Genomic DNA, 17,662 nt, shown 5'->3' with positions numbered 1-17,662 from the left:
GCAGGATCGGTCCGCCGGCACGGGCAGAACGCGTTATGGACATTGGGGAGAACGTGTCTGGGGGACACGTGGCCTTTCTCCCTGTCTTTCCGCTCCGCGATGCCCTCCGATTCTGCGTCCGACGCCTCCGACGAAGCCCCGTCGTCCCCTGAAGGGTCGGAAGAGCCGGCCCTGTTGTACCGCGTCCCGATCCACGAATGGGACGAGTCTGACCAGCCGCGCGAGAAGCTGCTGACGCACGGGCCCACCGTCCTCTCCGACGCCGAGGTGCTGGCGCTTCTGCTCGGCTCTGGCACCCGTACCAGCGACGGCCCCGTCTCCGCCGTCGAGCTCGGCCGCGCCCTGCTTCAGTCGTACGGCTCGCTGCACGAGGTCTCGCAGCGCAAGCCGAAGGAGCTGACCCGCACGCGGGGCGTGGGGCCGGCCAAGGCCACCAAGCTCGCCGCCGCGTTTGAGGCCGGGCGTCGCGTCGAGTCGCAGCGGCAGCAGGACGAGCGAATGCAGGTCACCTGCCCCGCCGACGTGGCGGACGTCTACGGCCCGCTCCTGCGCGATCTCGACAAGGAGGTGTTCAAGGTCGTCCACCTCAATACGGCCAACGTCATTATCGGCGACTATACCGTCAGCGAAGGCGGCCTCTCGTCGAGCGTGGTGGAGCCGCGGGGGGTCTTCGAGCAGGCCATCCTCGACGACGCGGCCGCGGTCATCTGTCTCCACAACCATCCCTCCGGCAACCCCGAGCCCAGCCGCGAGGACATTCGGATCACCCGGCAGCTTGCGGAGGCCGGCGGCACGATGGGCATTCCGGTGCACGACCACCTTATCATCGCCGGCACCAAGCACACGTCGCTGGCGGAGCGCGGGGTTATTGACTGACGGGTCATTTTTCATTTTGTCATTTCGTCATTTTCAGTAGCAAAATGAGAAAATGGCCCAATGAAAAATGAACAAATGACCCCGAAGGAACTGGAAGATCGCCTCATCGACTTTGCGGTGCGGATTGGAAATGTCGCGGACGCGCTGCCGGAGACCCCGTTGGGACAGCACATTGCCGATCAGATCCTGCGCAGTGGCACGTCGCCGGCACCGAATTATTCGGAAGGCTGTGCCGCGGAGAGCCGTCGCGATTTTGCCCACAAGTTGAGCATCAGTCTGAAAGAGCTGCGTGAAACCAAAACATGGCTCCGCATCATTCGCAAGGCCGACCTGATTCCCGCCAAGCGCCTTCACGCCATCACCGACGAGACCGACCAGCTCTGCGCCATTCTCTCTCAGTCCGTGCATACGGCGAAGGAGAAAGTTAAAGGCCGAGGTAGCGGATAGATGTTAAGTGATGGCTTCGTTGTACCACTCCACGAACAGTTTCGTCGTCAGATGGAGCATCCGTTCTGACTCGGAGGCCGCTCGCGTCCGGCGGACATACCGGGCCAGCTTCTGGCGCAGTCGCCCGAAGAATCTTTCCACGTGGGCCATCTCACCACTGGACTTTCCGACCTGCCGGTGGCTGGGGTCGCCCGCAAACACTGGGCGATAGGACTTCCAGAAGTCGCTGAAGCTTCTGCCCTGACGGTATTCCTCCGGAATCCGGCTCCAGAGCCGAGCACAGGTTCTGGCCGAACGGTCTCCGATCACAAATGCCACGACCTGCCGGGTTCTCCGGCACAGAGCAACCCACAGCCACCGTTTATTCGCCCGCTCTCGGACATACGTCCAGCATTCATCGAGTTCAAGGACATCGCCTTCCTCAGCAGGCCGGAGCCCTTCGGCTACTGAATCGGATTCTCGTCCCTTTTTTTGAGCCACCGGGTCAATGTATTGCGGCTGATGCCGAATATCCGGCTGATTGCCCGCTTTGACCCGCGCTCGCGGTAAGCACGGAGGATTTTCTCTTTCTCCTCCTCGGAGTAGCCTCGCGGCTCTGGATCGAGAACCTTGTGCGCTCCACAGTCCTTGCAGTGATACTGCTGAGAGCCGCTAGCGCTGTGTCCGTTTTTGACGATGTTCGAGGAGCCACACTCTCTACACTCGTAAGTCTCTTTGATCATCGGATAGACCAGGCTGGTGGGCCAGACGCGACGCAGTTCAAACAGAAAGACTCACTACTTGTTGAGCCGCTACCAAGGCCGATAGAGGGGGCTCGCCAATGCTCAATGAACAATGAGGCGGTCCCATTGCATCCAGCAGAAGCGGTTGATACCTTTGCATGTTGTCTCCTGCATCCCTGCCACCGATCCCCACAACCCCGCCCCATGAGCGACGACCTGTTCGACACCATCGTTTCCCTCTCCAAGCAGCGCGGCTTCATCGTCCAGTCGTCCGAGATCTACGGCGGCCTGAGCGCCACCTACGACTACGGCCCGATGGGGGTGGAGCTGAAGCGCAACGTGAAGGAGAAGTGGTGGCAGTCGATGGTGTACCAGAACGACGACATCGTGGGGCTGGACGCCTCCATCATGATGCACCCGAAGACGTGGGACGCGTCGGGCCACACGGAGGCGTTCAACGACCCGCTCATCGACGACAAGGCCTCCGGGAATCGCTACCGGGCCGACGAGCTGATCGAGAATTACATCCGGGCCCTCCGGGAAGAGGGGGAAGAGGCGCACGCCGAGGCGGTCCGCGAGCGGCTGGTGGAGGCGCTCAACGCGGGGGAGGAGATGAACGACGCGCTCCACGCGATCATCATGGACGAGGAGATTCCGGCGCCGGAGTCCGGCGCGTTCGACTGGACGGACGTGCGCCAGTTCAACCTCATGTTCGAGACGGAGATGGGGCCGGTGGACGGGCAGACGGTGTTTCTGCGGCCCGAGACGGCCCAGGGCATCTTCGTCAATTTCCACAACGCCCGCGAACCGGCCCGCCTGCATGTGCCGTTCGGCGTGGCGCAGATCGGCAAGGCGTTCCGCAATGAGATCGTGGCCCGGCAGTTCGTCTTCCGCATGCGGGAGTTCGAGCAGATGGAGATGCAGTACTTCGTGAAGCCGGGGACGGAGCTCGACTGGTACGAGCAGTGGAAGGAGCGACGGATGAAGTGGCACGAGAGCCTCGGCATCGACCCGTCGAACCTTCGCTTCCACGAGCACGATCAGCTCTCGCACTACGCCAACGCGGCGGTCGACATCCAGTACGACTTCCCGATTGGGTGGAAGGAGCTGGAGGGGATCCACTCCCGCACCGACTACGACCTGAGTCGCCACGAGGAGTACTCCGGCAAGAAGATGTCGTACTACGACCCGTGGGAGGAGGAGCGCTACACGCCGTACGTCGTGGAGACCTCCACGGGGCTCGACCGGACGCTCTTCATGGTGCTGTGTGACGCGTACTACGAGGAGGAGGTGAAGGGGGATACGCGTTCGGTGCTGCAGTTCCACCCCGAGGTGGCGCCCGTCCGCGCCGGCATCTTCCCGCTCACGGACAAGGAGGGCCTGCCGGACATTGCTCGCGAGATTGAGGACGACCTGAACCAGCACTTCAACGTCCGCTACGACGACCGCGGCTCGATGGGCAAGCGCTACCGCCGGCAGGACGAGGCGGGCACGCCCTTCTGCATCACCGTCGACTTTGACACGCTCGACGACCAGACGGTGACGGTCCGCGACCGCGACACGATGGAGCAGGACCGCGTGGCGATCGACCAGCTTGCCACCTACATCTTCGATCAGACGGCCAACTGGGAGGCGTCGGCGTAGGGTGTGGAGGCGCAGACCGCAGGGGCTACCGGACAATCACGTCGCCCTGCGCGAGTGCATCCACCCGGTCGGGCGAGCATGCGAGGCGTTCGCGCAGGATCGCGGCCGTGTGTTCGGCGTACCGCGGCGGGGGGCGAAGCGACTGAGCAGCATCGTCGGCATGGGGGAAAGCCGCCTGCCGCGTTCCGGCCGGCCCACCCTCCTGGTTCAGAACCATCGCCTCCGCCGCGGGCTGTTCGAAGACGGCGGGGACATCGCGCACGGTTCCGACCGGTACGTCGCACTCGTGGAGGTCCGCCAGCAGGGCGTCGTGGTCGAGCCCTCGGATCCGGTCCGCCAGCACGGCATGCAGCGCATCGCGGTGGGCCACGCGCTGCTCGTTTGTCGCGAATCGCAAGTCGTCGGCCAGGTCCGGGCGCCCGAGAATGTCGCACAGCGCCGCAAACTGGCGGTCGGTGCCCACTGCCAAGACGATCGACTGGCCGTCGGCCGTCGGGAAGGACGTGCCGTACGGGGCAATGTTGGGGTGGGCCGAGCCCATGCGCTGTGGGCGGTGGCCGGCCACGAGCCAGTTGGTCGCCTGGTTGGCGAGGCCGCTTACGGCCGACTGGAGAAGGGAGACAGGCACGTACGCCCCGCCGCCGCCCTGCTCCCGCCGCAGCAGGGCCACGAGGAGCCCCTCTTTGAGCTGGTGGGCGGCCAGCACGTCCATCAGGGCCACCGGCAATTTCGTCGGCGGGCCGTCGGCCGGGCCGTTCATCTGCATGAACCCGCTTTCCGCCTGGATGACGGCGTCGTAGCCCGCCCGCTCGCGGTCGGGGCCGTAGCCGGTGACGTGGCCGCATACCAGATCGGGATTGACGGCGGATAGGGTCTCGTAGTCGGCGCCCAGCGCCTCGGCCGTGCCGGGGCGGTAGCTGGCAAGCACCACGTCGGCGTCCGCCGCCAGCTCGTGCAGGAGCGTCCGCCCCGCCTCCGTGGACAGGTCAAGGGCGATCGACTGCTTCCCGTAGTTGCAGCAGCAAAAGTAGGCCGACCGGTCGCCGCGCCCGTCGCCGTCGCCCTCGGGCGCACGCCACCGGCGGGTCACGTCGCCGTCCGTCCGGGGGTTTTCGACCTTGAGCACCGTTGCCCCGAGCTCGGCGAAAAACTGGCCCACGCTGGGGCCGGCGAGGACAGAGGCGAGTTCCAGGACGACGAGATCATCGAGCACGGGGGAAGCGCGTTTTGGAAGAGGTATGGTCGGGCAACACGAGGGCAGGCCCCGGCGAACAATTGGTCCCCTTTGAATTGAACATGCCCCGATGAGTTCGACCATGCTGGAACGACGCGGCCCGCGATATGCCCACTGAGTCCACGGCCTCTCTCCCGCCGCCCCGAACGTGGGCACGCTGGTGGAATCGGACCCGGTATCGGCTCTACGCGCCGGTCTACGACGCCCTCGCGTGGCCGATGGAGCGCGGGCGGCAACGGGCCCTCCGGTGGCTCGACCCAGCCCCGAACGCCCGAATCTTGCTTTCGGGGTGCGGCACTGGACTGGACCTCGCGTACCTGCCCCCCGAGACGCAGGTCACGGCCCTCGATGCGGTGCCGGCGATGGTGCGCCGCACGAAGGCACGGGCACGGACGCTTGGACGAGCGGTCGATGCCCAGGTCGGAGACGCCCACGCGCTCCCCTTCGAGGACGACTCTTTCGACGTCGTCCTGCTTCATCTGCTTCTCTCAGTGCTTCCGGATCCCGAGGCGGTCCTGGCCGAGGCGGCGCGCGTGCTGGCCCCGGGCGGACGCATCTCGATCTACGACAAATTTCTACCGCCGGAGACGCCGCCCTCGCTGCTCCGGCGGGCGCTCAACCCGGCGGCCCGGGTGCTCGTCTCGGACTTCAACCGTCAGCTGCGGCCGATGCTTACGGGGACGAACCTGGATCTTGTGGCGCATCGAGAGGCCGGGCTTTGGGGGCTGTATACCGCCTCCATCGCGCGCTTTGGCTCCGGGCACTCTGGAAGGCAATAATGGGAGCCCGAGGATCCGGAGAGCGGCACGCGGGCGACTGAGGGACGCGTCCGGGACGAATTCTGCCAAATAGAAAGGCCCCGGCCGGAACCGAGGGGGCCGACCGGGGGACGGAGCCGCACCCGATTACAACTCGTCGTCGATGTGGGCCCCAAGCGCCCGGGGAAGCCCGCAGGGATCGGGTGCGCGGAGCCGCGTGGCTACTGGATTTCAATCTGACGGCGCGTGGTCTCTTCCGTCTTCGGGACGCGAATCGTCAGTACGCCGTTGTCGTAGGTCGCTTCAGTGCTGTCGGCATCGACGGCGTCCGGGAGCGTGAACGTGCGGTGGAAGGTGCCAACGGCACGCTCCACACGGACGATGTTCTCGTCCTCGCCCGTCCGCTCGCTGGTGCGCTCGCCGCTCACCGTCAGCGTGCGGTTTTGGAGATTGATGCTGATGTCGTCCGCGCTCATGCCCGGCACGTCCAGGTGGAGGCGAACGTCCTCGTCCGTCTCCACCAGGTCGGTGCTCGGCGACCACGCCGGAGACGTGTCGCGGTCCCCGCCGTCGGTGCGGCCGAAGAACTGGTCGAAGAGGTCGTCCACCTCGCGTTGCAGGGTGCGAAGGGTGCGGGTGGGCGTTCGGCGCGTCATCTGCGTCATGAGTATCACCTCGTCCAATTGTCTCGTTCAACAGTTTGGCGAGCAGGGTCGTAGCGGTGCGAACAAGTCTTGAGGGCGGGCACCGGCCGTGCCCGCGTCGTCAGCACATCCGCCCATCCACACAATCAACGCGCGTGCCATCCCACCGAGCGCCCGGGCCAGTCCGAAACCCCGACAGGCGGCCCTGTCGCCCCGACAGAGCAGGGCTGTAGATTTGACGTGCATGTCTGCCGCGCTGAGCGGTGGGCCCCGCCCCGCACGATGTCCGTGGACGACCGCCGACAGATCTTGCAGAATGGGAAGAGTTTTGGGGAATCGGAGGGGGACGAGAGCAGTACATCAACTGCACGCAAATCGATGCTTTCGCCCCGCCCATGCCGCCGCGCACGCAAATCGTTTGGTACAAAAGAGACCTGCGGGTGGGCGACCATCGCCCCCTTGCGGAGGCCGCCGATCGGGGACCGGTGCTGCCCCTCTACGTGGCGGAGCCGTCCATCGCGGCGGGGGCGGACTATCATCCGCGCCACTGGACGCTGATTCGGGAGGCGCTCATTGAACTGCGGGCCCGCCTCGCAAAGCGGGGACAGCCTCTGGTCGTGCGCTGCGGCGAAATGCCGGAGGTCCTCGAGTCGCTGCGGGCGACCGCCGGGCCCCTTCGTCTCTGGGCCCACGAAGAAACCGGCAACCAGCGCACCCACGAGCGGGACCAGCGCGTCCGTGACTGGGCCCGCGCCCACGAAGTCCCGTTTACGGAGGTGCCAAGCCGAGGCGTGGTGCGCGGGCCGCACGACCGGGACGAGTGGGCCGACCAGTGGGAGGCGTCCATGGACCGGCCGCTCGTGCACCCGCCCGACGCGCTCCAGCCGGTCGACTCCGTAGCGCCCGGGCCGATGCCGTCCCACGCCGATCTGGGGCTCCGGCCGTCGACCGCCGCTCTTCAGCAGATTGGAGAGGCGGAGGCCCACCGCACCCTCGACTCGTTCCTTCGCGAACGAGGGCGCAGCTACCGCCGGGCCATGTCGCGCCCCGGTCCCGCGCAGACGGAGTGCTCGCGGATCTCGGTGCACCTGGCCTACGGCACGATCAGCCTCCGGCGGGTGGTTTACGAGCTGCGACGGCGGCAGGAAGAGCTTCGCGGAGCGAACGGCCCGGACGCGGCGGCCCGACGCAAGGCGCTGAGCAGCTTCGACAGCCGCCTGCACTGGCACAGCCACTTTACGCAGAAGCTGGAGGACGCGCCCCGGATCGAAAACGAGAGCTACATCCCCGCCTTCGATGCGCTTCGCGCCGACGACTGGGACCCGGCGCTCTACGACGCGTGGCTCCATGGCCGCACGGGGTTCCCGATGGTTGACGCCTGCATGCGGCACCTGCGGGCCACGGGCTGGCTCAACTTCCGCATGCGGGCGATGCTCTGCTCGTTTGCGGCCTACGACTGCTGGCTCGACTGGCGCCGCTTCGCGCCCACCTACGGCGGCCTCATGGCCGACTACGTGCCGGGCATCCACTACCCGCAGGTGCAGATGCAGTCCGGCACGACCGGCATCAACCGCGTGCGCATCTACAACCCGGTAAAGCAGGGCAAGGAGCAGGACCCCGACGGCACGTTCATCCGGCGCTGGGTCCCCGAGCTGTCGCACCTCGACACGACTGCGTACGTCCACGCCCCCTGGAAGATGTCGCCCATCGAGCAGCAGGCCGCCGGCTGCGTGATCGGCAAAGACTACCCGGAGCGCGTCGTAGACCACAACGACGCGTACCACCATGCCCAAGACGCCATCCACGAGCTGCGGCAGCGTCCGGAGATCCAAGCGCAGGCCGACACGGTCCTGGAACGGCACGGCAGCCGGGCCTGAGCCTCGTTCGGGCGAGACGGCCCCGCTAGAAACGGGCACGTCGCTGGGGACCAGAAGCTGAAGTCCATGTAACAGGGGGAACCCGAACGGACCCGATAGATATCGGACAACGATTTCTCAACAGTCAGGTCGCCACGATGACTGCCCCCTCGCCCGCACATTGTTGTTGCTGTCCGTACACTCGTGCGTGAACCGCGTGGTGAACGGTCGGCACTACTGCCTCCGCCCACCGGTTCGGCCGGGGGCTTTTTTAGTTTCCCTCCTTTCGACGAGTCATCGCCCATCCCATGAAGGCCTACATCATCTACGAGAACGAAGACTGGATGCCGCCCCTCCGGTCGGCGCTCGATGCGGCGGACGTGCCCTACGAAGAATGGTTCGTGGACGACGGCCACTTCGACGTCACGGGCGCCCCGCCCGAGGGGGTCTTTCTGAACCGCATGAGCGCGTCCTCCCACACCCGAGGCCACAGCCCGGCCGTCGAGCACACGCGCCAGCTGATCGCGTGGCTGGAGCGGCACGGGCGGCGCGTCGTCAACGGGTCCCACGCCTTCGAGCTGGAGATTAGCAAGGTGCAGCAGCACGCCGCGCTGGAGCAGGCCGGGCTGCGCACCCCGGCCACGCGGGCCGTCGCGGGCGGGCCGGAGGCGCTGCTGGCGGCCGCGCAGGACGTGCCGACCCCGTTCGTGACGAAGCACAATCGGGGCGGGAAGGGACTCGGCGTGCAGCTCTTCCGCACCCACGAGGCGTTTGAGGAGGCGGTGCGCGCCGGCGACATTCCGACGCCGCCGGCCCACATTACGCTTCTGCAGCAGTTCGTGGAGGCGGCCGAGCCGTTCATCACGCGCTGCGAGTTCGTGGACGGCGAGTTCCTGTACGCCATCACGTCCGACACCAGCGACGGCTTCGAGCTCTGCCCGGCCGACGCCTGCCGCACCGACGAGGACCGCTGCGCCGTGGACGGGGACGACTCGCTCTTCGCCCTCCGCGAAGACGTGCCCGCCGCCCTGATCGACCGCTACAAGGCGTTCCTCAATCGGGAGCAGATCGACATTGCGGGCATCGAATTTATCGAAGACACCGAGGGCCAGATCTGGACCTACGACATCAACGGCACCACCAACTACTCGCCCGAGGTCGAAGACAAGCACGACCTGAGCGGCATGGCCGCCGTCGCCGACCTCCTGAAGCGCGAACTGGAGGCCGCCGCCACGGGCGAAGGCATCCCTTCCTGACGCCCCTCAACGTTCCAACCGTCAACCTTCCAACGTTCAACCCATCGATGATTGATCTCGGAATTTGGCTCCCCGTCTTCGGCGGCTGGCTCCGCAACGTGGACGACGAGGGCATGCCGCCCACGTTTGCGTACAACCGAAAGGTCGCGCAGGCGGCCGACGCCGCGGGCTTCTCGACGATGCTCATCGCCGAGCTCAACCTGAACGACATCAACGGCCCGTCGCATCCGGCCCTGGAGTGCTGGACCACCGCCTCGGCCCTGGCCCCGGTGACGGACGACATTCGCATCATGGCGGCCATCCGCCCCGGCTTCCGCGAGCCGGCCGTGACCGCCAAGATGGCCTCCAACATCGATCACATCTCCGACGGGCGGTTCGAGATCAACCTCGTCTCGGCCTGGTGGGAGGAGGAGATGAAGATGTACGTCGGCGACTGGCTCGACCACGACGCCCGCTACGACCGCTCCGCCGAGTTCGTGCAGATCCTGAAGGGGCTCTGGTCGCAGGAGCGCTTCTCATTCGACGGCGACTTCTACACCATCGAGGACACGATCCTGCAGCCCAAGCCCGTCCAGTCCGGCGGCGTGCCCGTCTACGCGGGCGGCGGCTCCGAGGAGGGGCGCAACATGATCGCCACCCACTGCGACCACTACCTGATGCACGGCGGCACCGTCGACAAGATTGCCGGCGACATCGAGGACCTGCGCGAGCGGCGGGCCGAAAAAGGCCACGACCCCGACGAGATGAAGTTCGGCATGGCGGCGTACATGATCTGCCGCGACAGCGAGCAGGAGGCCCGGGAGGAGCTTGACCGCATCACCACGGTCGACTACGAGGCCGAGGGCTTCGACAGTTACGACGACTTCGTGGAGCACTCGGAGCTGGACTCCGAGGTGGACCTCAAGGACTATTCGGTCTCGAACCGCGGCCTGCGGCCCGACCTGGTGGGCACGCCGGACCAGATCGTGGAAAAGCTGAACGCGTACGCCGACGCGGGGCTCGACCTCGTGCTGCTTCAGTGCAGCCCGATGCTGGAGGAGGTGCAGCGGATTGGGCGCGAGGTCCTTCCGCGACTGAAGTCGGCGCCGGTGCAGGGATAGCGTTTCCGAGTCAAAATGTTGTCGTCTGCCGGAGGAGAGGGCCTCCGACGCGAGGAGTCCGCCCCGCCTTCAACCGGCGGACAGTGCCCGTTGGCGGTTGGACGGGTCAGCGGGAGCCTCCGTCCCGAAAGACGGAGCGGTCCCGACGCGGTGACATTTTCGGCCGGATTGCGAATTACGCGCCGTTCGCATCGTCGCGCTGAAGCACGTCGACGCCGAGGCGGTCCTGCAGCTCGTCGACGCGGCTGCGGCTCACGCTGACCCGCGTGCCGTCTCGGAGGCGTACGGCGTAGTTGCCGCCGCCCCCGCGCAAGATGAGCTCGATCTCGTCGAGCCGCACGATGGCCGACCGGTGCACCCGGACGAACGTGTCGGGGTCGAGGCGAGCGGCGAGGGTCTTCATGCGCTCGCGAATGACGTAGGTGTCGTCGCCCGTGTGCAGCTCCGCGTAGGAGCCGTCGGCGGTGATGTGGGTCAGGTCGTCGACGGGCACGATGCGGGCCTTGCCGCGGCCCTGCACGGCGATCCGTTCCAGGTACGGCTCGTCCCGGGCGCTCTCCTTTTCCAGAAGGGACGGGTCGCGTTCTTGGAGAAGCCGCAGAAGCCGGTCGGAAATGGCCTCGCCCTCCCGGTTGGCAATCTGCTCGCGGGCGCGCCGCAGGGCCTCCTCGAACCGCTCGTCGTCGAACGGCTTCAGCAAATAGTCCACCGCGGCGAGGTCGAACGCCTTGATGGCGTACTGGTCGTAGGCGGTCACGAACACGGTGACGGGCATGTCGGCCGTCCCGATCTCCTCGATCACGTCGATGCCGTTCATGCCGGGCATCTGCACGTCGAGGAAGACGAGATCGGGGGCCTGTTCGTGGATGGCGTCGACGGCCTCGAAGCCGTCCTCGGCCGTACCGGCCACGGTCACCGCCGGGGCGTCTGTCAGGAGCTCGTGCAGGCGCTCGCGGGCCAGCGGCTCGTCGTCCACGATGAGGGCACGAATGGCGGGCGTCTCGGAAGCCATGGCGAAGGTGGGGGCGGGCAGTCAGTCGAGGTCCATGTCGGGCGCGGTGAGGGAAGAGGTTCCCGAGGCGGTGTACAGCGACGCGCTCGTGTGATGGGGCAGTGCGAGTACGGCTCGCGTTCCCCCGTCCGGTACCGTCTCCATGTGGAGGGCCTGGTCGTCGCCGTAGAGCCCCTCCAACCGAGCCCGGACGTTGCGCAGGCCGAACCCGTCTTCCTGGGACTCGGGCAGGCCCGGCCCGTTGTCCGTCACCGTCAGCACGAGCCGGTCGTCCTCGTGGCGGCCGCGCACCTCGATGCGCCCCACGCCGCGCACCTGGCTGGCCCCGTGCTTGATGGCATTCTCGACGATGGGCTGCAGGATGAGGTTGGGCACCTGAGCGTCGTACAAGTCGGACGGGACGTCGACCGCCGTGTCCAGCCGGCCCTGAAAGCGGATCGACTGAATCTCGAAGTAGTCGTCGAGGAACTCAAGCTCCTGGGAGAGGGGGACTTCCTGAGGGGCCTCCTCGTCCAGCACATGGCGCAGGAGTTCACTGAGGCGCGCAATCATGCGACGTACGCCGGCCGGGTCCCGGTCGACGAGTGTGCTCACCGCGTGCAGGGTATTAAACAGAAAATGGGGGTTGAGTTGCATGCGGAGGGCCTCCAGCCGCGCCTCCGTGAGCTGGGCTTCGAGCGCCTCGGCGCGCTCCTCCAGGCGCGCGGCCTCCTCCTGTCGCGCCTTCTGCTGAAAGTAGTAGCTCCGCGCGAAGCCGGCCATCAGGATAACGAGGTAGAAGAGCAGCTCGTCGGTGAACCAGAATTGACTCACCGACTGAACGAAAGCGAGGGGGCGCTCCCCCAGTCCCGCCTCGACGGCGTCTTCGGTCAGGTCGACCGCGATGGACGCGGCGAGGGCGACGGCCGCATGTACGCCCACATTCCGCGTCACCGTCGTCCGCTCCGTATCGGTCGGCTCCACGACCGGGAGGGTCTTCGCGAGCCAAAAGATGATCGGGGTAAAGAGGCCCCAGAGGGCATATTCAACCAGCTCCGCCACCGTGCGTCCCCAGTGCACCTCGCTGGAGGCGTCCCCGAGGAGGGTCTGCCCGACCGACAGCAGGGCCACGGTCGTCCAGAACGCGGCCATGAGCCCCCACTCGACCCGGTTCGGCGACGTGAAGACCGACCGGTCACGCATGGGAGGACGAGAGTCGTGGGAGAAGAACCATTGAGGAAATACGAGGGTGCCTGATGGGGGACAGCATGCACTGTTCCCGAAGAGCGAAGAACCGGGGGACCGACGAACTGCCCCCCTCCCTTCCGCGTCCAGTGTGTCGCGACGGACGGGGAGGGATCAGCGGTAGTCCCGATCGCGCCGCCCGCGGTCGTCGTTCGACCCGGACCCGAAGCTGTACTGGAACGAGAGCGAGACCTCGCGGGCCCCCCACTGCATGTTTGACTCCTGATAGAGATCCTGGTCCCGGTACCACATGGTCATGTTCGTGTCGTTGAGAAGGTCGTCGACCCGGAGGGTGAGGGTGCCGTCGCCCCCGAGCAGCTCCTGCTGGAGGGCCAGCTCGGTGCTGGCAAACCGATCGATCCGTCCCTGCGGGGGAATGTCGCGGGCCGGCCGGTAGAACTGACTGAGCTCCAGCTGCAGGCCGTCCCGCAGCTTCGCCCGGACGCTGCCCCGGCCCGAGAACAGGATTGCGTCCTGGCTGAGGTCGGTGGTCACGTTGGAGCCGTCGGTGACCGAGCGGTAGAGGTTGCCGCTGAGGGTGCCCTCCAGGCGGTCGCCGGCGTTGAACGTCGTCACCAGCTCCGTGCCGTAGGAGGTGCTGGTGGACAGGTTCTGGGCCTGACGGACGATGACCGTACGCCCGTTGATGTCTTCCTCAAACCGCACTTCCTCAATCTCATTGACAGTGTGCCGGAGGTACGGGGTGACCGAGACGGAGCCGATGCCCCACCGCTGGGTCAGGCTCAGCTCGAAGGAGTGGATGTACTCGGGGGCGAGCCCAGGGTTGCCCCGCTCCTGAAAGGTCGGATTCTCGTTGTCCTCAATCGGGTTGATGTCCCAGAGGCCGGGCCGGTCCACGCGCTTGCTGTAGGAGAGGCGGGCCTGCCGCCTCGGGCTGGGCTTGTAGGTGAGAAAGGCGCTGGGGTAGAGGCTCACGTAGGAGCTGTTCGTCACCTCGTCCTCGCTGGAAAGGTCGAAGGTCGTGGTCACGGCCTCGGCGCGGAGCCCGGCCTCCAGTTGAAAGTCCCCGATGCCCCGACTCACTGTGCCGTACGCCGCGTGGATCAGCTCGTCGAACGTGAAGACCGTCGTGCGGTCCTCGTAGGTCTGGTCGCTGTCGAGCCGGCGCAGGGTGCCCTTGTAGCCGGTCTCCAAGGAGAAGGAGCCGAGCGGCCGTGCGTAGTCCACCTTCAGGGAGCCGTCCTGTTCGTCCTCGTTGACGACGTCAATTTCTTGGTCCCGAGGCGTGGAGAGACGGGCTCCGTTTTCGAATCCGTAGATGTTGTACGTCCCATCCTCGCCTTCGAGGTCGCGGTCGTAGCGCACCTGCGCGCTCAGGCTGTGGTCCTGGGCGAAGTCGTGGTTGAAGTCGAGGCGCCCGTCGACGCTCTCCTCGGACGAGCTGTTGTCCAGACGGCGGACGTACCGGTCCGTCACGTTCTCGGCGGTGGGGGCGCCCCCGGTGTATTCCCGATACGCCGAGCGCCCGTTCTCGTCGCCGCGGCGGAGGCTGACGCTCGTTTCCAGGCCGAGGGACGTGCCCTCGGCGACGCTGTAATCGACGTCGGTGCGAAACGAGTGGGAGCGGTCCTGCTCTTCTTCCCGGCCGTTCTGGTCGACCCACGTGCTGGGCCCGCCCCCATTGAGCCGCTCCACAATGCGGGTGTCGGTGTCCTCCTCGCCGTCGCGCCGGTGGGAGTAGGTGCCCACGACGCGCCAGCCGCCGGCCTGGAAGCCCACGTTTGCCGAGCCGTTGCCGCCGTACCGGTCGTTGGCGTCCCGCTCGCCGCCGAGCGTGAGTCCGCCGTTCCACTTCGCCTCCAGATCGCGGCTCAGCACGATGTTGATGATGCCCGACATGCCCTCGGGCTCGTACTTGGCCGAGGGGTTTGGGATCACCTCCACGCGGTCCACGGCGTCCGCCGACAGGCTTTCGAGGTAGCTGACGAGGCTCTGGCCCTGCAGCGAGGCCGGCTCGCCGTTGATCTGAAGCGAGACGCTCTCGTTGCCGCGAAAGCTGATGCTCCCGTCCATGTCGATCCGGATGGAGGGAAGGTCTTCGAGCACCGTCCGGGCCGACCCGCCGGCGCTCAGGGCGCGCTCGGAGGTGTTGTAGACGTTCCGGTCCGTCTCAATCCGGGCCGCGGGGCGGTCGGCCGTGACCTCCACCTCCTGCTGCTGGGTCGTCGTGCGGCCCAGCCGGATCGTGCCGAGGTCGGCCTCGTCGGGAGACGGGGCCGGCTGGGTGTTGGGGCGGCGCTCCGTGGTGTACCCGACGAAGCTGATGCGGAGGGTGTACGCGCCAAGGGCCACGTCCTCAATCGTGAACCGCCCCTCCGGCCCCGTCACCGTCCCCCGGACGAGCGTCGAGTCGCCCCCGGTGTTCTCCCAGAGCGCGACGGTCGCGTCCTGCAAGGGGGCGTCCGACGCCGCGTCGACCACCCGACCCGTCAGAACACCGGCCGGTTCGTCCTGCGCGAGAACCGGGGACGACGAGAGTCCCCCCAGGAGGAGTGCGAGGAGTACGGTCCCGAGGAGTCCGACGGGCCGGGGCCCGAAAGAGGACTTGGAGCGAGTCGTGTGCATGGCAGGCAGCAGGACAAATCCGTGGACGGTTTGCGGCAACGATGCAGTGTATGCGATGGGGCGCCGAGACCAGAGGATTCCGCCCGTTCTACGAAGTGCACCTGCGCGCCGCGGTTCGCACGGTACGGGCGCCCCGGCGGATGAGCTGCACGACACCCGAACGAGTTGCACCTCCGGAGAAGACTCTGTCGCGCGTGAAGAGGGGAACAGGCCCTTCCATGGGACGCCGACGTCGGCGAAACGTACGTCGGCGCGTCCGTTCAACGGGGACCGGAACGCGCGGTCCCCCGCCCCCTTCCGAACACGCTTTCGTCAATCCGCCACAGCCCCGGAGCCCTTCATGGACACGTCGGCCCTCGGCCGGAGACTCATGGTGTTTCTCTGCCTCGGCATTTGGCTGCCCGGCTGCCTGCCGTACAGCTGTCAGCCACAGCCCAACGAGGCCCTGTACCCGAGCGACTCGCTCTCCCGCCAGGTGGCGGAGGAGACCCCCACGGACACCCTTCGGCGGCGCTGGCAGACGGGGGGAACGAAGGCGCACCCCCTTGTCCACCCGCGGACGGTTCGGTTCGTGGAGGGGGGCGGGCTGGCCGTGAGCGACGTGGAGCGCAACAGCGTATTTCGGTTCGGGGCCGACGGGCGCCTGGTGCGCGAGATCGGGGACGAGGGCTTTCGGACGCCGTACCTGATTGGGACGCGAGGGGATACGCTGGTCGTCTTCAACGCCGAGTCGAACCGAATCGACCGGGTGGTCGATGGCCGTCGGGATGGGCCGTCCGTCTCGTACGAGCGCCCCGCTCCGGAGACGCTCGTCTACATGCTTGCGACCGACACGACGATGTACGCGAAGGTGGTCGGGCAGAACACAGACTCGTTCGTGGCCCGGCTCGGGGCCGACGCCCAGCCCACGAGCCGGGCGCCGCTGCGGGGGCCGCACTGGCGATACGCCGGCTTTCTCCGTGCCTGGGGCGACACGCTGGTGAGCCTGTCGGGCTTTCGGCCCGCAGTGGACATGCTCCCGCGTGGCTTCCGGGACGGAACGACGCCCGACAGCCTCGCGCTGATGGGCTTCGACTCGCCGATGCTGGAGCGTCGGTACGCCTTCGGGCAGGGCGACGTCACGGAGGCCCCGCTTCTGAGCCCCGCCGCGGCGCCGGTCGGCGACATGCTCTTCGTGCTCAACCTGCGCCCCGGCTGGATCCAGATCGACGCCTACGACCGCCGCGGGCGCCTGCAGCGTCGCCTCGTGGAGCGGAACGACGAGACCAACCCCAACTTTTATCCGCTCGACCTCGACGCGCGCCGCACCGAGGACGGCTACGTCTTCGCCGTCGCGATCCGGTCGCCGGAGCCCCGCCTAAAGGTGCTCGAGTGGCGGGCGCGCTGAGCAGAGGCGGGGCCGGAGGCCGCAAGGCGGGCGCCTCCCTCCGGCCCCATGTCCTTCGGGGGGGTTAGAAGTAGTAGCGAAGCCCGAGCCCGCCGCCGATACTGGGTTCCGTCTCGCGGACGAGCTCGAAGCGGGGGGTGGCCTGGATGTAGATCTCGAACCGCTCGTCGATGAGAATGTCGAGGCCGACCCGGCCGCTGACGCCCAGGCCCGCCTCCGACTGGGCCTCGTCGTAGACGCCCACGTAGGCGCCCGGGCCCACGAACCAGTGGACCGGCTGCTCGATGTTCTGGGCCGAGAGGCGGTGCTCGAAGAGGGCGTGGGCGTTTAGGAAGACAAAGTCATTGAAGCTCCAGGCAGCGAGGAAGTCGTAGGACGGGGCGTCGGCGTTGTAGATCTTGAGGGTGACGCCCGACGGCTCGCCGGCCTGTACCCCGAGCCCGGCGGCCCCGGAGGTCCGTTGGGCCTGCGCCGGCAGCGCCCCCACGCACAGTCCGACGAGCAGGGCAGCGAGAATCGTACGGGGGAGCGAGTGCATACGAGAGCATGCGGTTAATGAAACGAGCGTAAAGTAGGAGGCGGAGGACGTCGGCCTCTCTTCGTCGATCGTGCCCGAGACGCGAGAGACGGTCACCGGAAAACACGTCGGTCTCGGCGAAAAGGATCCGCGGGGCAGGGCGTCTCGTCCGAAGGTTCATTCGCTGGGGCCTCGGTTCGGAGGTGGGCAGAGAGAGATACGACGTGTTGCGCCGCCGCCGGGCGAATCGGCCCGCCTGGAGGCCGTTCCGGGACGCCTTGAGGGACCGTACATCGACGGCAAGACACGAATCGCATCGTCCAACCCGCCATGGACCCGCGTGGATCGATCGAGCAGGCGCGACGCATCGCCGTCGGGGCCGGTCGCCTCGAAGAAGAA

General features: G+C 67.0%; 15 protein-coding genes. 8 read left to right on the top strand and 7 right to left on the bottom strand.

Annotation, left to right across the window (positions count from 1 at the left end; all coding sequences use genetic code 11):
• The first annotated feature begins 99 nt into the window (after window positions 1-99).
• Together radC and SRU_RS12285 are read left to right on the top strand one after the other, a co-directional pair.
• On the top strand, window positions 100-876 hold the full coding sequence (gene radC / locus SRU_RS12290) for a RadC family protein (protein WP_013062547.1): 777 nt from the start codon (window positions 100-102) through the stop codon (window positions 874-876).
• A gap of 60 nt (window positions 877-936) precedes the next feature.
• The gene (locus tag SRU_RS12285) at window positions 937-1,323 is read left to right on the top strand and encodes a four helix bundle protein (RefSeq protein WP_011405056.1); all 387 of its coding nucleotides are present in this window, start codon (window positions 937-939) and stop codon (window positions 1,321-1,323) included.
• A 3-nt stretch (window positions 1,324-1,326) separates the two neighbouring features.
• On the opposite strand, the gene SRU_RS12280 is transcribed toward SRU_RS12285, so the two are convergent.
• A protein-coding gene (locus SRU_RS12280) for an IS1-like element ISSru3 family transposase (RefSeq protein WP_076611408.1) occupies window positions 1,327-2,045 on the bottom strand; the annotation gives its coding sequence in 2 pieces (ribosomal slippage) (window positions 1,327-1,794 and window positions 1,797-2,045; 717 coding nt in all).
• A gap of 105 nt (window positions 2,046-2,150) precedes the next feature.
• On the opposite strand from SRU_RS12280, the gene SRU_RS12275 reads away from it, so the two are divergent.
• A complete protein-coding gene (locus SRU_RS12275; RefSeq protein WP_011405055.1) occupies window positions 2,151-3,689 on the top strand; it encodes a glycine--tRNA ligase in 1,539 nt (512 codons plus the stop codon).
• A gap of 25 nt (window positions 3,690-3,714) precedes the next feature.
• On the opposite strand, the gene SRU_RS12270 is transcribed toward SRU_RS12275, so the two are convergent.
• Complete coding sequence (locus SRU_RS12270) at window positions 3,715-5,079, bottom strand: CaiB/BaiF CoA transferase family protein (protein ID WP_011405054.1); 1,365 nt, start codon at window positions 5,077-5,079, stop codon at window positions 3,715-3,717.
• Between SRU_RS12270 and SRU_RS12265 the strand changes: the two genes are divergently transcribed.
• Complete coding sequence (locus SRU_RS12265) at window positions 5,031-5,702, top strand: class I SAM-dependent methyltransferase (protein WP_011405053.1); 672 nt, start codon at window positions 5,031-5,033, stop codon at window positions 5,700-5,702. The genes SRU_RS12270 and SRU_RS12265 overlap by 49 nt on opposite strands.
• Window positions 5,703-5,902: 200 nt before the next feature.
• Here the strand turns inward: SRU_RS12265 and SRU_RS12260 are convergent, their stop codons facing one another.
• Complete coding sequence (locus SRU_RS12260; RefSeq protein WP_164923619.1) at window positions 5,903-6,346, bottom strand: Hsp20/alpha crystallin family protein; 444 nt, start codon at window positions 6,344-6,346, stop codon at window positions 5,903-5,905.
• Window positions 6,347-6,588: 242 nt separating this feature from the next.
• Here SRU_RS12260 and SRU_RS12255 point away from each other — a divergent pair, with 242 nt between their 5' ends.
• From SRU_RS12255 to SRU_RS12245, 3 genes are all read left to right on the top strand, one after another.
• Window positions 6,589-8,202 (top strand): FAD-binding domain-containing protein, encoded by a 1,614-nt coding sequence (locus tag SRU_RS12255; protein ID WP_011405051.1) that lies wholly within the window; start codon window positions 6,589-6,591, stop codon window positions 8,200-8,202.
• 287 nt (window positions 8,203-8,489) lie between these two features.
• Entirely contained in the window at window positions 8,490-9,437 is a 948-nt protein-coding gene (locus SRU_RS12250; RefSeq protein ID WP_011405050.1) for a glutathione synthase, read from the top strand.
• 50 nt (window positions 9,438-9,487) lie between these two features.
• Window positions 9,488-10,537, top strand: coding sequence for an LLM class flavin-dependent oxidoreductase (locus SRU_RS12245; protein ID WP_193345383.1), 1,050 nt, complete (start codon window positions 9,488-9,490; stop codon window positions 10,535-10,537).
• Between the two features lie 175 nt (window positions 10,538-10,712).
• Here SRU_RS12245 and SRU_RS12240 read toward each other — a convergent pair whose 3' ends face one another.
• The 3 genes from SRU_RS12240 to SRU_RS12230 form a co-directional block, all read right to left on the bottom strand.
• Window positions 10,713-11,549, bottom strand: coding sequence for a LytR/AlgR family response regulator transcription factor (locus tag SRU_RS12240; RefSeq protein ID WP_011405048.1), 837 nt, complete (start codon window positions 11,547-11,549; stop codon window positions 10,713-10,715).
• 21 nt (window positions 11,550-11,570) lie between these two features.
• A complete protein-coding gene (locus SRU_RS12235; RefSeq protein WP_164923618.1) occupies window positions 11,571-12,731 on the bottom strand; it encodes a sensor histidine kinase in 1,161 nt (386 codons plus the stop codon).
• Window positions 12,732-12,887: 156 nt separating this feature from the next.
• A complete protein-coding gene (locus SRU_RS12230) occupies window positions 12,888-15,359 on the bottom strand; it encodes a TonB-dependent receptor domain-containing protein (protein ID WP_237701730.1) in 2,472 nt (823 codons plus the stop codon).
• Between the two features lie 340 nt (window positions 15,360-15,699).
• On the opposite strand from SRU_RS12230, the gene SRU_RS12225 reads away from it, so the two are divergent.
• On the top strand, window positions 15,700-16,746 hold the full coding sequence (locus SRU_RS12225; RefSeq protein WP_112904533.1) for a hypothetical protein: 1,047 nt from the start codon (window positions 15,700-15,702) through the stop codon (window positions 16,744-16,746).
• Window positions 16,747-16,810: 64 nt separating this feature from the next.
• Here the strand turns inward: SRU_RS12225 and SRU_RS12220 are convergent, their stop codons facing one another.
• Window positions 16,811-17,284: a hypothetical protein gene (locus SRU_RS12220; protein WP_013062535.1), complete on the bottom strand. Its 474-nt coding sequence runs from the start codon at window positions 17,282-17,284 to the stop codon at window positions 16,811-16,813.
• Between the last annotated feature and the right edge of the window lie 378 nt (window positions 17,285-17,662).

Origin of the sequence: Salinibacter ruber DSM 13855 (assembly GCF_000013045.1) — a bacterium.
GTDB lineage: Bacteria > Bacteroidota > Rhodothermia > Rhodothermales > Salinibacteraceae > Salinibacter > Salinibacter ruber.
This window is presented reverse-complemented; position numbering and strand designations above follow the sequence as displayed.

What these genes read in the sequence shown, in the direction of transcription:
- SRU_RS12230 (WP_237701730.1), bottom strand. Translation starts at nt 15,359, where the DNA reads ATGCACACGACTCGCTCCAAGTCCTCTTTCGGGCCCCGGCCCGTCGGA.
- SRU_RS12275 (WP_011405055.1), top strand. Translation starts at nt 2,151, where the DNA reads ATGAACAATGAGGCGGTCCCATTGCATCCAGCAGAAGCGGTTGATACC.
- SRU_RS12225 (WP_112904533.1), top strand. Translation starts at nt 15,700, where the DNA reads ATGGACACGTCGGCCCTCGGCCGGAGACTCATGGTGTTTCTCTGCCTC.
- radC (WP_013062547.1), top strand. Translation starts at nt 100, where the DNA reads ATGCCCTCCGATTCTGCGTCCGACGCCTCCGACGAAGCCCCGTCGTCC.
- SRU_RS12260 (WP_164923619.1), bottom strand. Translation starts at nt 6,346, where the DNA reads ATGACGCAGATGACGCGCCGAACGCCCACCCGCACCCTTCGCACCCTG.
- SRU_RS12250 (WP_011405050.1), top strand. Translation starts at nt 8,490, where the DNA reads ATGAAGGCCTACATCATCTACGAGAACGAAGACTGGATGCCGCCCCTC.
- SRU_RS12235 (WP_164923618.1), bottom strand. Translation starts at nt 12,731, where the DNA reads ATGCGTGACCGGTCGGTCTTCACGTCGCCGAACCGGGTCGAGTGGGGG.
- SRU_RS12285 (WP_011405056.1), top strand. Translation starts at nt 937, where the DNA reads ATGAAAAATGAACAAATGACCCCGAAGGAACTGGAAGATCGCCTCATC.
- SRU_RS12240 (WP_011405048.1), bottom strand. Translation starts at nt 11,549, where the DNA reads ATGGCTTCCGAGACGCCCGCCATTCGTGCCCTCATCGTGGACGACGAG.
- SRU_RS12265 (WP_011405053.1), top strand. Translation starts at nt 5,031, where the DNA reads ATGCCCACTGAGTCCACGGCCTCTCTCCCGCCGCCCCGAACGTGGGCA.
- SRU_RS12220 (WP_013062535.1), bottom strand. Translation starts at nt 17,284, where the DNA reads ATGCACTCGCTCCCCCGTACGATTCTCGCTGCCCTGCTCGTCGGACTG.